Source organism: Thiosulfativibrio zosterae, assembly GCF_011398155.1.
Lineage (GTDB): Bacteria > Pseudomonadota > Gammaproteobacteria > Thiomicrospirales > Thiomicrospiraceae > Thiosulfativibrio > Thiosulfativibrio zosterae.
Genome location: NZ_AP021888.1, coordinates 692,545 through 711,137, shown reverse-complemented (window position 1 = coordinate 711,137; position 18,593 = coordinate 692,545). Strand labels below are relative to the sequence as shown.

At 44.0% G+C, this 18,593-nt stretch carries 16 protein-coding genes; 5 read left to right on the top strand and 11 right to left on the bottom strand.

Translation table 11 applies throughout. From position 1 onward, the window contains the following. Positions 1-71: 71 nt before the first annotated feature. The 6 genes from malQ to hldE all read right to left on the bottom strand — a co-directional run bounded on the left by malQ (position 72) and on the right by hldE (position 7,563). On the bottom strand, positions 72-1,424 hold the full coding sequence (gene malQ / locus THMIRH_RS03020) for a 4-alpha-glucanotransferase (protein ID WP_173290631.1): 1,353 nt from the start codon (positions 1,422-1,424) through the stop codon (positions 72-74). Further along, positions 1,424-3,121 (bottom strand): glycoside hydrolase family 57 protein, encoded by a 1,698-nt coding sequence (locus THMIRH_RS03015; RefSeq protein ID WP_243831485.1) that lies wholly within the window; start codon positions 3,119-3,121, stop codon positions 1,424-1,426. Before THMIRH_RS03015 ends, malQ begins: the two co-directional genes overlap by 1 nt. A 160-nt stretch (positions 3,122-3,281) precedes the next feature. Next, positions 3,282-4,550 (bottom strand): glucose-1-phosphate adenylyltransferase, encoded by a 1,269-nt coding sequence (gene glgC / locus THMIRH_RS03010; RefSeq protein ID WP_173290627.1) that lies wholly within the window; start codon positions 4,548-4,550, stop codon positions 3,282-3,284. Between the two features lie 56 nt (positions 4,551-4,606). Then, positions 4,607-5,581, bottom strand: a complete 975-nt coding sequence (gene glk, locus THMIRH_RS03005; protein ID WP_173290625.1) for a glucokinase — start codon at positions 5,579-5,581, stop codon at positions 4,607-4,609. A gap of 36 nt (positions 5,582-5,617) precedes the next feature. Beyond that, the gene (locus tag THMIRH_RS03000; protein ID WP_173290623.1) at positions 5,618-6,178 is read right to left on the bottom strand and encodes a D-sedoheptulose-7-phosphate isomerase; all 561 of its coding nucleotides are present in this window, start codon (positions 6,176-6,178) and stop codon (positions 5,618-5,620) included. Then, on the bottom strand, positions 6,175-7,563 hold the full coding sequence (hldE, locus tag THMIRH_RS02995) for a bifunctional D-glycero-beta-D-manno-heptose-7-phosphate kinase/D-glycero-beta-D-manno-heptose 1-phosphate adenylyltransferase HldE (RefSeq protein ID WP_243831484.1): 1,389 nt from the start codon (positions 7,561-7,563) through the stop codon (positions 6,175-6,177). Before hldE ends, THMIRH_RS03000 begins: the two co-directional genes overlap by 4 nt. Positions 7,564-7,696: 133 nt before the next feature. Between hldE and THMIRH_RS02990 the strand changes: the two genes are divergently transcribed. The 3 genes from THMIRH_RS02990 to THMIRH_RS02980 are packed head-to-tail and all read left to right on the top strand — an operon-like array spanning position 7,697 to position 10,615. After that, positions 7,697-8,344 (top strand): acyloxyacyl hydrolase, encoded by a 648-nt coding sequence (locus THMIRH_RS02990; protein WP_173290620.1) that lies wholly within the window; start codon positions 7,697-7,699, stop codon positions 8,342-8,344. 11 nt (positions 8,345-8,355) lie between these two features. Next, positions 8,356-9,297 carry a KpsF/GutQ family sugar-phosphate isomerase gene (locus THMIRH_RS02985; protein WP_173290618.1) on the top strand — a complete coding sequence of 314 codons (942 nt, stop codon included), beginning with the start codon at positions 8,356-8,358 and terminating at the stop codon, positions 9,295-9,297. Between the two features lie 22 nt (positions 9,298-9,319). Further along, on the top strand, positions 9,320-10,615 hold the full coding sequence (locus THMIRH_RS02980) for a 3-deoxy-D-manno-octulosonic acid transferase (protein WP_173290616.1): 1,296 nt from the start codon (positions 9,320-9,322) through the stop codon (positions 10,613-10,615). 6 nt (positions 10,616-10,621) lie between these two features. Here the strand turns inward: THMIRH_RS02980 and THMIRH_RS02975 are convergent, their stop codons facing one another. The 5 genes from THMIRH_RS02975 to rlmKL form a co-directional block, all read right to left on the bottom strand. Continuing rightward, positions 10,622-11,161, bottom strand: coding sequence for a Uma2 family endonuclease (locus tag THMIRH_RS02975; protein WP_173290614.1), 540 nt, complete (start codon positions 11,159-11,161; stop codon positions 10,622-10,624). A gap of 65 nt (positions 11,162-11,226) precedes the next feature. Further along, a complete protein-coding gene (gene hemN / locus THMIRH_RS02970; RefSeq protein ID WP_173290612.1) occupies positions 11,227-12,609 on the bottom strand; it encodes an oxygen-independent coproporphyrinogen III oxidase in 1,383 nt (460 codons plus the stop codon). Positions 12,610-12,657: 48 nt separating this feature from the next. Further along, positions 12,658-13,515, bottom strand: coding sequence for a CZB domain-containing protein (locus THMIRH_RS02965; protein WP_173290610.1), 858 nt, complete (start codon positions 13,513-13,515; stop codon positions 12,658-12,660). Between the two features lie 15 nt (positions 13,516-13,530). Next, positions 13,531-14,892, bottom strand: coding sequence for a GGDEF domain-containing protein (locus tag THMIRH_RS02960; protein ID WP_173290608.1), 1,362 nt, complete (start codon positions 14,890-14,892; stop codon positions 13,531-13,533). Continuing rightward, positions 14,892-17,099: a bifunctional 23S rRNA (guanine(2069)-N(7))-methyltransferase RlmK/23S rRNA (guanine(2445)-N(2))-methyltransferase RlmL gene (gene rlmKL, locus THMIRH_RS02955; RefSeq protein ID WP_173290606.1), complete on the bottom strand. Its 2,208-nt coding sequence runs from the start codon at positions 17,097-17,099 to the stop codon at positions 14,892-14,894. The genes THMIRH_RS02960 and rlmKL overlap by 1 nt, the downstream gene beginning before the upstream one ends. A 71-nt stretch (positions 17,100-17,170) precedes the next feature. Between rlmKL and THMIRH_RS02950 the strand changes: the two genes are divergently transcribed. Beyond that, positions 17,171-18,388 (top strand): lytic murein transglycosylase, encoded by a 1,218-nt coding sequence (locus THMIRH_RS02950; protein WP_173290604.1) that lies wholly within the window; start codon positions 17,171-17,173, stop codon positions 18,386-18,388. Between the two features lie 9 nt (positions 18,389-18,397). Then, positions 18,398-18,568 (top strand): hypothetical protein, encoded by a 171-nt coding sequence (locus tag THMIRH_RS02945; protein ID WP_173290602.1) that lies wholly within the window; start codon positions 18,398-18,400, stop codon positions 18,566-18,568. Positions 18,569-18,593: the final 25 nt, after the last annotated feature.

Sequence of the window (18,593 nt, the reverse complement as noted above, 5' to 3'; positions counted from 1 at the left end):
AGATCTTTTAAATCGTAAACTCAAGTTAAGATCTCATAAATGGACAGGAAATCTGCGGTGGTTTTAATCCCTTAGCGCCCTGTCGCTTCCACTATTTTTTTGATTTTGGGTGCAATCTCTGGACGAACTTGTGACCAACTAAATTGCCAACCCCAGTTACCATCAGCCGTTCCCGGAATGTTCATTCTGGCATTATTGTCTAAACCTAAAAAATCTTGCATAGGCGCAAACATCATCTTAGCGGGTGATTTCATGGCCGCTTCAATCAGTGGCCAAGGCATATCACCATAAGTTTTCGATAATTTAGACATAATCCAATAACGCGTATTTTCATCCACAATGGCTTTCCACCAACCTAAGGTGGTGTCGTTATCATGCGTTCCGGTATAAACCACCGAGTTAACCACTTGTTCTTGTAACGAATGAGGATTATCCGGCAAGCCGTTAAAACCAAATTGTAAAATGGACATACCGGGTAAGTTAAACTCATTTTTTAATGCAACCACTTCAGGCGTGATAATGCCCAAATCTTCAGCAACCAAGGGTAAATTTGGAAACTTGGCCTGTAATGTTTTTAACAAGGCTTGGCCAGGCACTTTCTGCCAATGTCCATTCATAGCCGTTTCTTCGGTTGCTAGCACTTCCCAGCAGGCTTCAAAGCCGCGAAAATGGTCAATGCGGATCAAATCAAATTGCTCTAACGATTCAGCAACGCGTTGCACCCACCATTTGAAACCATCTTGCTCCATCGCTTCCCAGTTGTAATGCGGGTTACCCCAGCGCTGACCAGTTTCAGAAAAGTAGTCTGGTGGAACCCCTGCAACCACGGTTGGGCAGCCGTTTTCATCCAATTTAAATTGTTCTGGATTGGCCCAAACATCCGCACTATCATAAGCCACAAAAATAGGCATATCGCCAAACAGTTGAATGCCTCTTTTATTGGCATCTGCTTTGAGTTTTTGCCACAGATGAGCAAGTGCAAACTGTTGTTTCTTCAGAAACAACAATTCTAGCTCGTGTTTTTTAGCAAAGGCGGCTAAGGTTTTCTTGTCGCGATCTTTGTATAATTTGGGCCACTCAGACCAGCTGCGGTGTTCAAAATGAACTCGCAAGGTCATAAACAACGCATAGTCTTCTAACCAATGGGGCGCTTTTTTTAAATAGGCTTTAAATGCTTTTTCATCCAACTTCATAAACCAGTTTTCTGGCAGCAAAGCGGGATTTAAAGCAAACGCAGATACGCTTTGATAAGGTGACAAACCTTGCACGGGTTGTGTTAAAGGCAACATTTGCCAAATTTTCAACCCTGCTTCTTCCATCCAATCTAAAAACAACCAGGCCTGGTCATTTAATTGCCCTAATTGCCCCTCGTTGGGCAAAGATGTCGGGTGCAATAAAACCCCCGCTGATCGTCCTTGAATCATTAAGAAATTCCTCGTTGCATGACGCCGCCATTGTCCATACTGCCGCCACCTTGTGATAACGCAGTGTTTAAAACATCGGGAACGGTTTGTCCCAACATTTGATAAAGTTTTTCTAAGTGGCGGCGATAGAGCATGTCAAAATCTCTTACACTGCCCGCTGGGTTGTAGTCACCAAACCACCAAAACCAGTCTGACCCCTCGCAGATAGCAAGCTGTTCCGTTGCTTGCAAAACTTGCGTAGGCGTTAATTTGCCACTGGCAAGCACCTTGTCGTAACAAACTTTGGCATCTACCAGTAAGTCCCAACCACGATTTTTATCTTTTTCGCCAATCCAAGTTGAAAACGACCCATAAACCCAGCTACCCGCTTTTAAAATTGGCAAGTGTCTGACAGGCACTTTTTGCGCCAATACTTCAGCAAAAGTGGTCATCTCAATTCGACTATCAGAAGACAGGCGCTTATAAATAGCTTGCAAGAAGTGGAAGGCATTATCAGGGTAATATTCCCAAGCATTTTCACCATCCAAAATAACCGACACAACATGTTCGTCTGCCTTATCGCCCAAGAAGTCGGCAATGTTGTGCATATGGTGAGCAAAGTTATTGGCCGCATCGACCGGATTCCAGTCTTTATATTGAAAACCAATTAAATCCGACAAGCCATCATCTCTGAAGAACATGGCGCACTTTTGCGAAGCATGTTGTAACGGCTGATATAGGGCTTTTTTAGAGCATAAATCATGATGGTCAATATGCGACACTTCACACGAATGGCGCCAAACGCCCTCGCCAGAAGCCGTCCATTGAATGCCATAATGATCCAGCAAGCCAACCGCCGCAGGGCTGATAGCGCCCTCTGATAACCAAACCCCCTTAGGTTTTGTACCAAAGTAATGTTTGTAAACTTCAAATCCTTTTTCCATGTGCCATTTAGCACGCTCATAACCATCTGGATATTCAGCGCTGGCAGGCATAGGGGCATTGGGCATGGCATCTTTGGTTGACTCGAAATCAATCAGCAAAGGCACGATTGGATGGCCATAGGGTGTCATGGAAATTTCGATTTGACCAGATTCCATTAATTTGCGATACCGTGGAATGATGCCTTCGATGGCATCCGCCATGATTTCGACCAGTGTAATTTGATCTTTGTGAGAAAAATGTATTCCATGCTCACCTTTCTCAATTAACGCTTGAAGGCGCTCATCTGATAAACGCAAATACTGCCCCATCCAAGCAATGTGATACCACATGAGCAGGTCTGTATAAAAGTGACAGTTAAAGTAAGACAAACAACTGGCTTCTTCAATGGTTGTTTTTTCGGTACATTGCGTCATTTCAACCAGTTTTCGAAACGCGGGAAAAGGATGAATCATGGTTGGAGCAAAGGCTTTTTGACAGGCTTCAACCACATCCAATCTTTCACGAACCTGACACTTGATTTCTTTATGCCCAGAAACCCAGTCTAATAAAGGGTCGGCCATGCTTTGACTCGTATCCGCCAACCATGAGCGCATTCTTTTGCCATAATCATCTAGCTGTTCTAAGAGAACCGGGGCAAAGTTGACCACCACCTTAGCCTCTGGGCAGTTTTCAAGATGCGCCACCATATCGGTGTAATCTTTAATACCATGCAAATACACCCAAGGTAGACGATATTGACCATCTAAACCGTCTCGATAATGCGGTTGATGCATATGCCAACAGATAACCAATTTTATTTTTTTTACAGAAGTCATAGTTTGTTATTTTCTTTATTAAAAGCAAATTTCAATCAAAAAAGTTAATTTTTAAAAAGCCAAAAGGCTCCATGATAATTTGATCATCATTGAGCCTTTTATAAAAAATTATCTAGATTTAACGCGTAAAGTGAACTTGTTGCCCCATCATCTCAGCCGTTACTAAAACGATACCTGATGACTCTTCAACATAGAAACGCTCGCGGTCTGCAACGGGATCCTCACCGATGATGGTTCCCTCTGGGATTTTGGTGCCTTTATCAATCACCGCATTTTGAATACGACAATTGCGCCCCACTTCGACACGCGGAAGCAATACCGAATCTTTGACCAACGAATAGCTGTGTACTCGACTACCACTGCCAATCACTGAGCGCTTAATTCGTGCACCAGAAATAATACAACCGCCAGCAACCATAGAGTCAATCGCTTCACCACGACGACCTTCGTCATCAAAGGTAAATTTTGCAGGTGGCATTTGTGCCTGATAAGTCCAAATTGGCCAATCACGATCATACAAGTTCAGTTCTGGTGTAATCGAACATAGGTCTAGGTTAGCTTTCCAGAAAGATTCAATCGTCCCCACATCGCGCCAATAAACTGGGTTACTGTTTTCGTCTTGAAATGGGAAGGCTTTAACCGACCAGTCTTGAATGACTGAAGGTATAATATCTTTACCAAAGTCACGGGTAGAGTTTGGATTATCGTAATCTTCAATCAGTTTTTGGAACAAGAATTCACGCGAAAACACATAAATACCCATAGAAGCCAAAGCTTTATCAGGCTTGCCAGGCATAGGCTCAGGGTCTGCTGGTTTTTCCGTAAACTTCGTGATGGTTAGATTTTCATCCACGGACATGACACCAAAGCCCTTGGCTTCCATGCGTGGTACTTCAATACAACCTATGGTTACATCTGCACCAGACTCTGAATGCGCCAATAACATTTTGCTGTAATCCATAGAGTAAATATGATCACCCCCCAATACCAAAACATACTCAGGCGTATGACGACGCATAATGTCTAGGTTTTGATAAAGTGCATCTGCTGTTCCTTGATACCAGTCTTTATCAACACGCTGCTGCGCGGGTAACAATTCTACGAATTCACCGACTTCATAACGCATAAACGACCAAGCGCGCTGCACATGACGAATCAATGAGTGAGATTTATACTGAGTTAGTACACCTATCTTACGAATACCCGAATTAACACAATTAGAAAGAACAAAATCAATAATACGATACTTACCACCAAACGGAACTGCCGGCTTAGCTCTCCACTTAGTCAGTTGCTTTAAACGGCTTCCCTCTCCTCCAGCCAGCACTAGGGCTAAAGTATTTTTAGTTAAGTCAGTTGCGGTTTTCGTTTCGCAGTAGTACTTCATTCAATCGTTCCTTCTCATCTCATGAGCAAGCTCATTATTAATTGTTGTCGTGATTTTTATTCTAAACTCAAGGTGCGATAGAGGGTTTTTGCTCTATCTACCGCGCCCAATAAGCCTAGCTGTTCGTTTGTGATTAAATAGATGGGCATAGATTCAACCCAAGGTCTCATTCGTCCTTTTGCTTTTGCGGCTTCTAAAAACTCAGGCTTTTGCATCCATTGTAAAATTTTGGGGGCAATACCACCTGCGATGTAAACACCGGCTTTTGCCCCCCAAATTAATGCCATATTTCCGATAAACGCACCATAGACTTCAACGAACATATCCAGCGTTTTGATGGCAATTTCATCCCCTGCCAGTGCCATTCTATGCACATCTGCTGCACCGCTAATATTCACACGATTATGGCCATGACTTTTGGCATTAAAAAAGAAATAGAGCGTCTCGATTCCTTCACCCGATAGAATACGCTCATAAGATACATGAGTCCACTTTTTGTGCATCCAAGCCGCTAATTCAATCTGATCTTCCGTTAGGGGTGCAAAATCCATATGCCCGCCTTCTGAAGCCTGAGGCACAAAAACGCCACCACAATTTTTGACAGGCGCCACCCCCAGCCCTGAGCCAGCACCTATGACTAAACGATTGCCTTCAGATTGGTATTCACCTGCCTGCAAACACAACAAATCTTCTTCAACCAGCTCGTCAATTCCATAAGCGGCGGCGGCAAAGTCATTCAGTATTTCAACATGCTCAATCTGGCAGTGCTCAACCAAAAAATCGGCATCAACCAACCAGGGTAAATTTGTTAAGTGCGCTCTGCGACCTTGAACCGGCCCTGGCAAACCAAAACAAGCAGCTTTGACTTGGGTTATTGAGAATTCTTCGATAAAGGCACTCACCAATACAGACAGCGATGTGTAATCCGCACTTAGATAACGCTTTTGCGCTAAGACTTCGTTGCTTTCTGAGTCAAAGGCTCTTAATAAAACCTTAGTTCCGCCCACATCACCTGCAATTAACGCTGCCATTGTTGTATTCCTATGTATTGACCTGCAAACAACCATTTAATCAAAAGCCAAATCTAATCCTTCACAAATCAGATGACTGATAAAACTGTGCGCTTCTTGAATACGCGCTGTTTGTGAACTGTTAATTTGATAGCAAACATCCGACATTTCAGACAATTGACTGGGCTTAATGCCAGTCATCGAAATCACAAAACAGCCCATTTTTTTGGCTTGGATAACGGCATTAACCACATTAGCGCTATTACCCGAAGTGGATAAAGCCATTAACACATCACCCGGCTTAGCCAAGGCTTCTACCTGACGAGAAAAAACTGTTTCAAAGGTATAGTCATTGCTATGAGCCGTTAAAATAGACGAGTCTGTGGTTAAGGCAATAGAAGCCAAAGGCGCTCGATTTTTAACATAACGCACCATCAACTCAGCAGCCATGTGTTGCGCATCTGCGGCACTTCCGCCATTGCCGCACCACAGAACTTTACCGCCTGACTGCAGGCACGCCACAATTTTAGCAACACTGATTTCAATTTGCGATGACATTTCCATGACAGACGCGATGGCTTTCTGATGTTCTTGCAATGCTAACTCAAACTGAATCATTTGCCACCCTCAGCTGCCTTAGCCGCTTCAATTTTATTCACCATACTTGTCGTGGAATAACCTTGCCAAAAAGATAAAACTTCAACTTGTCCACCATTTGCCCAAACACACTGAGCACCGGCGATATTTTCGGGCTTGTAATCTCCGCCCTTCACCAAAACATTGGGCTTTAATTCACAAATTAGGCGCTCTGGCGTTTCTTCTGAAAAGGGCAATACCCAATCCACGCAGCTCAACGCCGACAACAACTCCATCCGACTGTCTAAGTTAACAATAGGACGCGTAGGACCTTTCAAAACTTGAACAGACTCATCAGTATTCACGGCCACCACTAAGCGGTCGCCCAAACGTGCGGCTTCATTTAAATAACGCACATGACCACTGTGCAACAAATCAAAACAGCCATTGGTAAAAACAACTCGCTCACCCTTGTCTTGCGCAATTTTAACCAACGTCTTAACCTCATCCTCACTCATAGAAGCATAACCTTGATGACGCTGATTATTTTTAAGTTGTTCTTCAAGTTCAGCGCGAGTGACCGTGGAGGTTCCGACCTTTTTCACCACTATACTGGCAGCTTGGTTGGCCAAATTAACTGAGGCTGGTAAGCTCATGCCGCTGGCGAAAGCAGTAGCCAAAGTTGCCATCACGGTATCGCCAGCCCCAGTGACATCAAAAACTTCTTGCGCTTGCGACTTAAGCAAATAAGGCTTAGCCGTTTGTGACACTAACGCCATACCATGTTCACTGCGGGTGACCAATAAGGCTTCTAAGCCCAAAGTGGTAATCAAGGCTTGCGCTTTTTCCAATAAAACTTCTGTCGATTCGCAACCACCCACAATCACTTCAAACTCACCTTGATTCGGCTTAATTAAAGTTGCCCCTTGGTATATGGTAAAGTCATTACCTTTGGGATCAATTAAAACGGGAACTTGATGGGATTTTGCTGCGGTAATCATTTGCTCAACAAACTGCAAGGCACCTTTCGCATAATCAGAAATCACCAATGCATCATAACCAGCCACTTTTTGGGCTAAGGCTTCGGTTAAAGCTAGGGCATCTGCTTGGGGTACCGGATTTTCAAAATCCATACGAATGAGCTGTTGATGATGGCTCAGCACACGCAGTTTACAAATCGTACCCGCATCAGAATAGGTCCAATGCGACTTAACACCCGCGGCACTGAGTACTCTATCGAGTTGTGAACCAAATTCGTCCTGGCCAATAATGCCCATTAAATCTACTTGAGCGCCCAGTGCGGCAATATTTAACGCCACATTGGCAGCCCCGCCAGCACGAATATCGTCACTAGAAACTTTGACAACCGGCACAGGGGCTTCAGGGGAAATTCGGTTGGCGCGACCAGACCAGTATTGGTCTAACATGACATCGCCTACAACGAGGAGTTTGGTTTTTGAGAAGTCTTTGATGGCTAACATAGGCTTTTAATTTAATTTGAGGGTGTTTAATCGATTAAAATAGTTTTCAATTTTTTACATAGTCTATCAGAGAAGCCGCATGTCCTTAGTAAAAAAACTGTTTTACCCAACTTTTTTAATGGCCTTATTGGTCAGCCCAACTAGCCAAGCTGACACCTCCAATGACTCTTTGATGAACTTAACCATTATGGGCGCTATCGCCTCCTTAGGTTTTGCCTGCTATCAAGGTCAAGACCCTTGCGTCTTAAAACCCAATCTCGATACCGAGCGCAAAACACTGAGTATCGATCAAGGCAGTGATGAAACGATTCATCAAGTTCGAGTCGCTTTGGGTGCCGACTGGCAAAACGACCTCTATAACAGTGAGCAATTTAGGATTTCTGGACGCTGGGAAGTGAATGTAAACTACTGGTATTCCAGTCAAACAAAACCGCTTAACAAAGACGGTTACATACTAGGGCTCTCTCCGGTCTTTAATTATGATTGGAAACTTTCGCCCATTACACCCTACTTAGAATTGGGCGGAGGACCACAACTTTTGTCGGATGTCACCATTGAAAATGAGTTTAAATCGACCCAATTTCAATTTGGTAGCATCTTAGGGCTAGGCATGAAATCTAAAAGTTATGAAGTTGGCTATCGCTACCTGCATATATCAAATGCGAACATTGAGCTACCAAACCCTGGCACTGACATCCACGGTCTACACATCGCCTACAAATTTTAAGGAAAAAACCCATGAACATTAATGCTATTGACATTGCCAAGCGTGTTTTTGACATAGAAGCCCAAGCGATTTACCACTTAAAAAGCCAGTTAGATGAGCACTTTACCCAAGCGGTTCAAGCCATTTTAGAAACCCAGGGTCGTTTAGTGATTTGTGGCATGGGCAAGTCAGGCTTAATAGGTAAAAAGATTATGGCCACCCTTGCCAGCACCGGAACACCTTGCTTCTTTATGCATCCGGGGGAAGCCTTTCATGGTGATTTGGGTATGGTGTCGCGCCAAGATATCTTTTTAGCCTTGTCCAATTCCGGTGAAACCGAAGAAGTCATCAAGCTGCTGCCCTTTTTAAAAGACAATGGCAATATCATTATTTCCATGACAGGTCGCCCTCAATCGACCTTAGCCACCAACTCACACTTTCACTTAAATATTGCAGTTCCACAAGAAGCCTGCCCGCATCAACTTGCCCCAACTTCGTCAACCACCGCCACTTTAGTCATGGGTGACGCTTTAGCTGTGGCCTTGATGGAAGCGCGTAATTTTCAACCGCAAGACTTTGCGCGTTTTCATCCAGGCGGCAGTTTGGGACGAAAGCTACTCACGCTGGTCAAGCACGAAATGAAATCGGAAAACTTGCCGTTTGTATCTGCAACTGCCAGCATGAGCCAGGTGATTCACACCATGACCGAAGGGCGCTTGGGATTATGTATTGTGGATAACGGTAAAGGGATTATCACCGATGGTGATTTGCGTCGTCACATGGAAGAAGACTTGGCTTCTTTGGTCAATAAAACGGCGCAAGACATTATGAGTCCAAATCCCAAAACAATCGATGCCCAAGCCAAACTCGCAGAAGCCGAAGAATTGATGAACGCCAAAAAAATTACTTCTTTGCTGGTTTCCGATCAGGAAAATATTGTGGGCGTGATTCAAATTTACGACTTAAACAAATAAACACTTAGGCCAAACTCAAGCCATGAATCTTCTGACATATCGTTTTCTACTGACTTTAGCCAAACCGCTGATTGCCTATTCTGGTTGGAAACGTTGTCAAAAATATCAAGACATTGAAACACCCATTCAACATTGTTTTGCCGCTCGTTTTGGTCGTAACCCAAGCACCTTTCAAAAAGGTGGCATTTGGATTCATGCTGTTTCGGTAGGTGAAACCCGCTCTATTTTTCCATTACTGTCAAACCTTCACCAAGATTACCCCGAGCTTTCCCTCACCGTTACCAACGGCTCAACCCAAGGCGCATTGCAAGCACTCAAGTTCTCCCCTGTGCCCATTCAACACCAAATGATCCCCTACGATTTCCCTAATTCGGTTAATCGTTTTTTAGATCAACTCCAACCTAAACTGGTGCTTATGGTGGAAACGGAAATCTGGCCCAATTTATATCAGGCCTGTCATGAACGAAAAATTCCAATCGTCTTAATCAACGCACGTCTCAAAGAAACTTCTTTTGACGCCTATCGAAAATGGGGTGGTCAAATGTTGCGCGATGCGCTGAACCAAACCACTTTTATCGCCGCCCAATTTCCAGCCGATGCACAGCGCTTTGCCAAACTAGGGGCATTGCCTGAAAAGATTAAAACCCTTGGAAACCTCAAATTTGATATCGAAATTCAACCAGGCCTGGTTAAAATTGGGCAAGAATTCACGCAAAAAAACGCTTTAGCAGAAAGATTTATTTGGGTTGCAGCCAGCACCCACGAGAACGAAGAAACATTGATACTGCAAGCGCACCAAGTGCTGTTGCAACGCATTCCAACCGCACTGTTAATTCTTGTGCCGCGCCATGCTAATCGTTTTGCAGAAGTCCAAAAAATTTGCGAAGCCTCGCCTCTGCGCACACAAACCAGAAGTCAGCTCCAGCACACTCAGACAACCTTGTCAGCATCAACCCAAGTGTTATTGGGCGACAGTGTGGGCGAGTTAATGTTATGGTTTTCGGTTAGCCAGGTCGCATTTATTGGTGGCAGCCTAGTCCCATTTGGCGGGCACAATATTTTAGAACCAGCCGCGCTCAACAAACCTGTTTTGTCGGGTCCTTGGTTTCAAAACCTACAGTCTTTGTTTGAACCTTTTATTACTGCCGAAGCCATTCAGATTTGTGAAACGCCCGAACACCTTGCCAGCACCTTAATTGAATTTGCCCAAACCCCAGAAAAACAAAAAGCGGCTGGAGAAGCCGCTTATAACTGTTTTGCTCAACAAACTGGTGCATTGAAGCGTTTGATGAATGAGCTTCGCTCTTTGCTTGATTAAGCGCAATCAAGACCAAATTAAACTAAAATCAAACGCTAGTTGACACTCGCCCAAATCAAACACAAATTGCTGTTTTTCAGCGTCGATTTGTTTCACAAAACGCCCATCGGCAAATCGCTGATATAACTTGGCCACTTGAGTTTCTGGGTCAACAATCACATAGTATTTAACCCCCTCGCGCTCATAAAGTTCAAACTTGAGGTTTCGATCTTTCGAAGCCGTTGAAGGGGATAAAATCTCAAAAATGATTTCAGGTGCGCGCGTCAAATATTGCCCAGTCACTTCGCCACACACCACCAGATTATCAGGTTGCACCACAGTGTCTTCTGCAATACGCCAATCAATCGGCAACAGGGCTTGGCAAGTTTGACAGTTTTGTAACTGATTGCCTAATTGCAACGCAATTCTCTGACTGACACTTTGATGTCGAATCGAAGGCGCAGGACTCATCGCATAAGGAATGCCCTCGATAAGCTCCCAACGCCCTTCCCAAAGTTCATAATCTTGCAGCTTGTAATGGGGGTGATTATTTTGTAAAGCGCCCATAGAATAACCTCTAAGTTTTTGAATTTCTTTTTAACCCATTCTGACGCACTCTGTCAAGGTGTGACTTAAATCACCTTAGAAAAACGGTTTTGAGTTCCCTGTTTTAAATAGGCGTCAAACACCATACAAATATTACGAATTAACAAACGCCCTGCCGCGGTCACATAGATATCGCTTGAGGTCATTTTGACCAATCCATCTTCTACCATCGGTGCTAAGGCTTTCAGTTCACTGGCAAAATACTCATCAAAACGAACCCCCCATAAGGCATCAATTTTGGCAAAATTTAAATGGAAATGACTGATTAAACGGGTAATCACATCACGACGCAATTCATCGTCCTCATTCAACTCAACGCCTCTAAACACCGCTAATTTTTCAGAATCTATGGCGGCATAATACTCGTCCAAACCCTTATAGTTTTGCGCATAGGTATTATTAATCAACGAAATCGAAGTTGCCCCCATCCCGACCAAATCACATTCGGCGTGCGTGGAATAACCCTGAAAATTGCGATACAGGGTTTCATTGCGTTGTGCAATCGCCAACTCATCGTCTGGTTTTGCAAAATGGTCCATACCTATATACACATAACCGGCCTCAAGCAAACGCTGAGTTGCCGCATACAAAATCGCCAACTTTTCATCCGGTGAAGGCATATCAGCTTCATTCATTTTCTTTTGGGTGGGGAACATACTGGGCATGTGTGCATAATTGAAAATCGAAAAACGATCTGGATTAGCCTCTAACACTCTGTCTAGCGTTTTGATAAACCCGGTTTCAGTTTGTAAAGGCAAGCCATAAATTAAATCGACATTCACCGACATAAACCCAGATTCATGCGCGGCATCCAACACTTCAAACGTTTCGGCTTGGGTTTGGATACGATTGACGGCTTTTTGAACCTTTTCGTCAAAATCTTGCACCCCTAAACTCATGCGATTAAAGCCCAAAGTGCGCAGTAGTTTCACCGACTCTCGATTGGCTTCACGAGGGTCTATTTCAATTGAATATTCCCCAGAATCATCGTCATGTAAATTAAAATGTTGACGCGTTTTGTTCATCAACTGCGTCATTTCTTCCATATTGATAAAGGTCGGAGTCCCGCCGCCCCAATGTAATTGGTCTACTTTACGACTGGGATCAAACAACTTAGATTGCATTTCAATTTCTTTAAACAAGCGCTCTAAGTAAGGTTTGGCTTTTGAGCGGTCTCGCGTCCAGACTTTATTGCAGGCACAAAAGAAGCACACGGTATCGCAAAATGGAATGTGAAAATATAACGACAAGGCCTTGTCTGACTGATTGCTGCGTTCAACAGCTCGCTGATAATCTGCAATGCCAAACCCTTCAGTAAATTGCACCGCGGTTGGATAGGAGGTATATCTAGGCCCAGATTGGTTGTAGCGTTTAATTAAGGCTTCATCAAATTGTATTGTTTGTTCCATATCGACTCTTTTTTAATTCAATTCTGTATTCTATTGCGTTTTAATTTTCTATGCGTGTTGCGCCGCAACCAGCTTTAACAACTCTTTATCAATCAACTCCAGCAACACATGATTGACATAATCAGATGCGGCTTCCATTTCTTCTAAAAAGTTTAAAATCTGCTCTGATTGCTGAAGTTCAGAATATTTAATCGCACTGCGCCCGTAAAAATGCACAGAATCGTGCGCATCTAAAAATGCCTCTTGTTGTTCCAGTGGAATCAACGCTAACCCACCTGATTCTAGCCAGTTGGCTAAGGCACATAAACCTGGGTTGATTTCAAATCCCTCCCAGTTTAATTTTCGCCCCAAGGACAAGTTAAAAACTTCAACTTTCCAGCGCTGGTGATTACGATAAGCATCTAATAATGCCTGAGGTGCGCTCAGTGACAAGACTGCGTAAGAAGTTTCAATGCGTTTAATCACAGAAGTGGAACGCTGCTTCATGCGTTCAATTGATGCAAACAAGCCAAAAATATGGCTGAAAATAGCGTAAACCAAATCGACCACATGCTCTAGGGCTTTAGACAGCAATTCACTCGTTGCTAAACTTTCAGCGATGACAAACTGGCGAATTCTATCGGTCAAAATCGCGACTTCTTTTAGCGTGAAACCTTTGGCAAAACACTGCAATGCTTGCTGATACTGGATATTGTAAAAACTCTCTCGATAATACCCACCCACCAACTGCGCATAATAACCATCCACCAACAAGGGGGTTTCTTTTGGCTTGAGCGGCATCATTTCTTCCCATTGAGCAAGATTGGCTTCAAATTTTTGTTGTAAGCCCAACAAAAATGCTTGATGCTGCCTAATTTCTAAAACTTCAAGCGGCTCCATGCCCAACAACATTTGAATATTTCGCATGCTTTCCCCCTAAGTTTACAAATCGCTTTTGATTGTTCTATGTTGCACTTGATTGCGCCCACTTTCTTTCGCTTTGTAAAGCTGCTTGTCAGACATTGCAAAAATTTCATGCTTCAGTTGCTGACAGTCTGGCGGAAAACAAATAGACCCGCAACTGATGGTCAACTTCAGCTCTGTAGAATCCTTAAGCACAAAAACATGATCTTCCACCAGTTTACGCGCTCTTTCTGCCAAAATTTCAGCGCCACCAGGCTGACTATCTAAAGTCACCATGGCAAACTCTTCCCCACCCCAACGATAAGCTTTTTCTTCTTGTCTGAGCGATTTACTTAAGATTGCCGCTATTTCCTTAAGCACAAAATCACCCGCACTATGTCCATGCTGGTCATTAACCTGCTTAAAAAAATCAATGTCTATTAAAATCAAACCGACCCAAAAACCATGGCGTTTGGCAAAGGCGACATCCTGATCATAATCCATGTCAAACGAACGACGATTGGGTAACCCTGTTAAACCATCTGCGGTGGCAATTCGAATAAACTCCGACTCGATAACATCCAACAAAACCTGTGCAACGATATCAGACGCGCCCTCCATATCTGAAAGGATGGTTAATATTTTTTCTGGTTGGTTACTATGCGATTGGGCAATCGCCAGCTGACCAAAACGATGCACGCGTTCATGGGCTTCAAAAAAGATAGCCTGCTTCTCTTGAGGAATTAAGTCCAAGCCGCCGTCATTCAGCCAGTGTGCCAAGCGGCACTTAAGATGCGATGTTTCAAATCCTTCCCAATCCAAAGGACGACCTAAAGCCAGATTAAAAGCAACCAACTTCCAGCGTTGATGATCCATATAGGCATTTAAAATAGCTGGCGGAATTTCTGCTGAAATCAGTTGATAAGATTTTTGAATACGACGAATTTCGCTTTCAGAGCGCAACTTCATACGCTCTATCGCTTCAACCACACTATAAACTAAGGACACAATCGATTGTCCAATATCTAGGGCATGACACAGCCCTTTCGCCAAATTATGAGAACCCAGCTGCTCCGCAAACTGAATAAACAAACGACGAAATTGACTTAAAATTAACATTACTCTGCTTTGTGACAAATCAAAATGAATCCAGTTCAAGGCTTGCTGATATTGGACGATATAAAACGCATCCCCATATTCACCGCCTATCAGCGCTTCGTAATAACCCGCAACAACGACTTCCTCATGATTGGCGGTCACTTGAAACTCTTTTTGCCACTCTTTTAAAGCGTCCATAAATGAAGGTTTACTGGCGACCAAATCAGCACCGTAACGCTCTATTTCCAAGAGCTCAATCGGTGCAATACCCACCATTTCTGAAATACGGAAAACATTTAACATCAAACTTTCCTCGAAAACACCCAGGCCTGGTGGATTTTAGCGTTTCGAGCGAAGTCTTTAGGCATGGTTTTTTGCGTGATATTTTCAATCTGCCAGTCAGCTTCAAAAGCGGCTTCATCTAATTTAAACTTGCGTAAATTATTAGAAAACATCAACTTGCCATCCGGCGTTAGTAAAGACAAAGCCTGCTGAACGATCCAAACATGGTCGCGCTGAATATCCAAGGTGCCGTCCATGCGCTTTGATGACGAAAAGGACGGTGGGTCTAAAAAGATGACATCAAATTTTTCAGTCGGGTTTTCTGATTCTTTAGCCAACCACTCAATAACATTCTGCTGCTGCAAACGATGCTTTTTGTCATCCATGTTATTGGTCCAAAAATTATGCTGTGCCCAATATAAATAGGTTTTTGACATATCCAAACTTAAACTGGATTTTGCACCTGCCATAGCTGCTTGAATCGTGGCTGTTGCAGTATAACAAAACAGGTTTAAGAAACTTTTGCCTTGCGCTAACTTAGCACTATAGGCACGCACTTCACGATGGTCTAAGAAAATACCAGTGTCCAGATAATCGGTAAAATTCACGCGAATTTTGGCCAAACCTTCTTGAATGGTGAAATATTGCTTTTGATTCTCCAGCTTTTCATATTGCTCTGAGCCTTTTTGCTGACTGCGCACTTTAAAAACAATTCGGTCTGAGGGAATATCAAACACGCTGGGCAAAACCGCCAAAGCCTCATACAAACGACGACGCGCTTTAGTCGGGTTAACCGTCTTAGGCGGTGCATACTCCGCCACCATCAACCAATCGCCACCTTCCAGCGTTGGATAATAATCAATCGCTAAGGCATATTCCGGTAAATCGGCATCATACACACGGTAAGCGCCAATTTCGTTTTGCTTAACCCAGGTTTTTAAACCTTTTAAATTCTTTTTAATACGATTGGCCACCATCACCGCGCCTTCGGTGGTCGCCAATTCTGGCTGAAGCTGCTGAAGCTTTTCAGGCAGATCTTGATTCAACGCAATGGCAGGTTGTCTGAACCAACTTTCTTCAACATCAAAGCGGAACAACTTACACTCCATCGCCCCGTTAAAGAAATCATGCGAACGCTTGGCCTTAATGCCAAGATACATTCCCAATTCGGAGTTACAAGTTAAAACCGCCGCTTGCCAGCCCGCAAACTCGGCTTTGATAAAGTCACCTAACTGTAAATAGGTTTGCTTAACTTCTTCCAACTCGCCCAAGCGTTCGCCATAAGGCGGATTGGTGACGATAAGCCCTGGCGTCCACTCGCCCCATTTGCGTCCTTGCACTACCGACATTTGTTTAATTTCGATAATGTCATCATAGCCCGCTTGTTGAATGGAAATACGCGCTATCTCCAAAGATTTGTGGGAAATGTCCGAACCATAAATATGCGGCAAGGTTTTTAAACCAATCGATTCACGCACCGCTGCCTCGTCTAACAACTTCTGCCACAAAACCGCATCATATTGCTTCCAAGTCACCAACCCTTTTTCATCAGCTTTCATCATGCCTGGCGCACAATCCGAAGCCATCATGGCCGCTTCAACCAAAAAGGTTGCCGAGCCACACATGGGGTCGTAAAAGCAACCACCTTGTTTGGCAATTTCTGGCCAACCGGCACGCATTAAAATCGCCGCCGCGGTGTTTTCTTTGAGCGGTGCGGTGACCTGCGTGCCTTCGCGATAGCCGCGTTGATGCAAACTGTGACCCGACAAATCTAAACCCAAGGTAATGCGATTGCGATTCACATGACCATGAATGCGCACATCAGGATAATCCGTATCGACCGACGGGCGCACATCGCCAATGCCTCGAAAATAATCCACAATACCATCTTTGATTTTTAACGCCCCGAAATGGGTATGGGTAATATTCAAACCTTGTCCAGAAAAAGACACCAAAAAAGTGCCCTCGGCATCCAAATGCTCCGACCATTCAATCGCGCTCACCGCAGGCGTTAAAGCCTCTTGGTTATCAAGCTCGGTTTCTAGCAAAGTGTAGTAAATGCGGTTGGCTAAGCGTGACCATAAAACCGCACGATAACCCACTTCCATGTCGCCTTCAAAGGTAGCACCTGAAGGCTGAACTTTAACCGACTCAGCCCCAAACGACTCCAACTCCTCTTTCAAGAGTTCACTCATCCCTTTCGGACAAGTCGCAAAAAAACGACACATGGCATTTACTCATTTTAAAAAGCATTATTTTACTGCATAAGCACAAGCGACTTTAGTAAAATGCTTATTCTATGAAAATGCCAACTCTAAACATCGTCGTTTTATCACTTTGCAGCTTGTTTGCAAGTCCAACTTTTGCCTATACGCCCCCCGAGCAATCCGAAGCGGATTTCCAAAAATGGGTCAGCGGATTTAAAAAACAAGCCATTCAAAATGGCATTTCTGCAGCGACCGTACAAAAGGCGTTTCATGATGTGCATTTAAATCGTGCCGTTTTGGAACTTGATCGTCGCCAGCCTGAATTCTCAAAAACTTTTTGGCAATATTTCAATCGCGCTGTCACTGAATGGCGTATTGAAACCGGCAAAATGCTCTATGAAAAACACCGTAAACAACTTGATGAAGTCACGGCCAAATATGGCGTACCAGGACGATTTTTAATTGCGTTTTGGGGCATGGAAACCAACTTTGGCGGTTATACCGGCAATACTGCAATTATTGAATCCTTAGCCACCCTGAGCTACGACCCGCGTCGTTCAGAGTTTTTCAGTAAAGAATTACTGGCCGCTTTAAAAATTATTGATTTGGGTCACGCCAGCGTTGAGCAAATGAAAGGCTCTTGGGCAGGTGCTATGGGGCAATGCCAGTTTATGCCGTCTAACTATCTGCGCTATGCCGTAGATGGCGATGAATCCGGTAAAAAAGACCTGTGGAAAAGTTTACCTGATGTGTTTAATTCTATGGGTAACTTCCTTGCCGAATTAGGCTGGCAAAAACAAGAAAACTGGGGCAGAGAAGTCAGTCTGCCTGCGGGGTTTGATTTGAGCCTAGCCGACAATAAAACCGAAAAACTGCTCACCGACTGGAAAGCGCTCGGTATTCAATTGGCGGATGGGCGAGAATTACCGATTGAAGACTTAAAAGCGCGCTTAGTTTTACCCAGCGACTATCGAGGCCCAGCCTTTTTAGTGTTTGATAACTACCAAGTGATTAAGCGCTGGAACCGCTCAGATAACTATGCTTTGGCGGTGGGTCATTTGGCAGACCGAATTGTTGGGCGTCCGCCTTTAACCAAAACCGCACCCGCAGACGACCAAGCCTTAACTCGCGAAGAAATGAAAGAAGTTCAAGAGCGTTTAAATTTACTGGGCTTTGACCTTGGAACACCTGATGGCATTGCGGGTTCTAAAACGCGTGCCGCCATTCGCAATTACCAAATCAGTCGCCAACTGCCAGCAGACGCTTACCCAACCCCTGCTTTACTCTACAATCTGAGAAAACATAAATAGAGATTTGCGATGGATGCCACACCTGACAATTTCTTTAAAAACAAACAAGTCTGCGAACAGCCCGCGTATTTGTTTTGGAAACTGCAAAGCCGTTTGATTAAGCTCAATCAAAAGCTCAACAAACTCACGCACCCTGAACGCTCGCATTTAAACAGCCTTAAAACGCAAAAAAGCCGCTAAAAACAACCAGGTCTGGTTACTTTTA

Coding starts and splice junctions, on each gene's coding strand:
- malQ (WP_173290631.1), bottom strand. CDS start 1,424: ATGATTCAAGGACGATCAGCGGGGGTTTTATTGCACCCGACATCTTTG.
- THMIRH_RS03015 (WP_243831485.1), bottom strand. CDS start 3,121: ATGCATCAACCGCATTATCGAGACGGTTTAGATGGTCAATATCGTCTA.
- glgC (WP_173290627.1), bottom strand. CDS start 4,550: ATGAAGTACTACTGCGAAACGAAAACCGCAACTGACTTAACTAAAAAT.
- glk (WP_173290625.1), bottom strand. CDS start 5,581: ATGGCAGCGTTAATTGCAGGTGATGTGGGCGGAACTAAGGTTTTATTA.
- THMIRH_RS03000 (WP_173290623.1), bottom strand. CDS start 6,178: ATGATTCAGTTTGAGTTAGCATTGCAAGAACATCAGAAAGCCATCGCG.
- hldE (WP_243831484.1), bottom strand. CDS start 7,563: ATGTTAGACCAATACTGGTCTGGTCGCGCCAACCGAATTTCCCCTGAA.
- THMIRH_RS02990 (WP_173290620.1), top strand. CDS start 7,697: ATGTCCTTAGTAAAAAAACTGTTTTACCCAACTTTTTTAATGGCCTTA.
- THMIRH_RS02985 (WP_173290618.1), top strand. CDS start 8,356: ATGAACATTAATGCTATTGACATTGCCAAGCGTGTTTTTGACATAGAA.
- THMIRH_RS02980 (WP_173290616.1), top strand. CDS start 9,320: ATGAATCTTCTGACATATCGTTTTCTACTGACTTTAGCCAAACCGCTG.
- THMIRH_RS02975 (WP_173290614.1), bottom strand. CDS start 11,161: ATGGGCGCTTTACAAAATAATCACCCCCATTACAAGCTGCAAGATTAT.
- hemN (WP_173290612.1), bottom strand. CDS start 12,609: ATGGAACAAACAATACAATTTGATGAAGCCTTAATTAAACGCTACAAC.
- THMIRH_RS02965 (WP_173290610.1), bottom strand. CDS start 13,515: ATGCGAAATATTCAAATGTTGTTGGGCATGGAGCCGCTTGAAGTTTTA.
- THMIRH_RS02960 (WP_173290608.1), bottom strand. CDS start 14,892: ATGTTAAATGTTTTCCGTATTTCAGAAATGGTGGGTATTGCACCGATT.
- rlmKL (WP_173290606.1), bottom strand. CDS start 17,099: ATGTGTCGTTTTTTTGCGACTTGTCCGAAAGGGATGAGTGAACTCTTG.
- THMIRH_RS02950 (WP_173290604.1), top strand. CDS start 17,171: ATGAAAATGCCAACTCTAAACATCGTCGTTTTATCACTTTGCAGCTTG.
- THMIRH_RS02945 (WP_173290602.1), top strand. CDS start 18,398: ATGGATGCCACACCTGACAATTTCTTTAAAAACAAACAAGTCTGCGAA.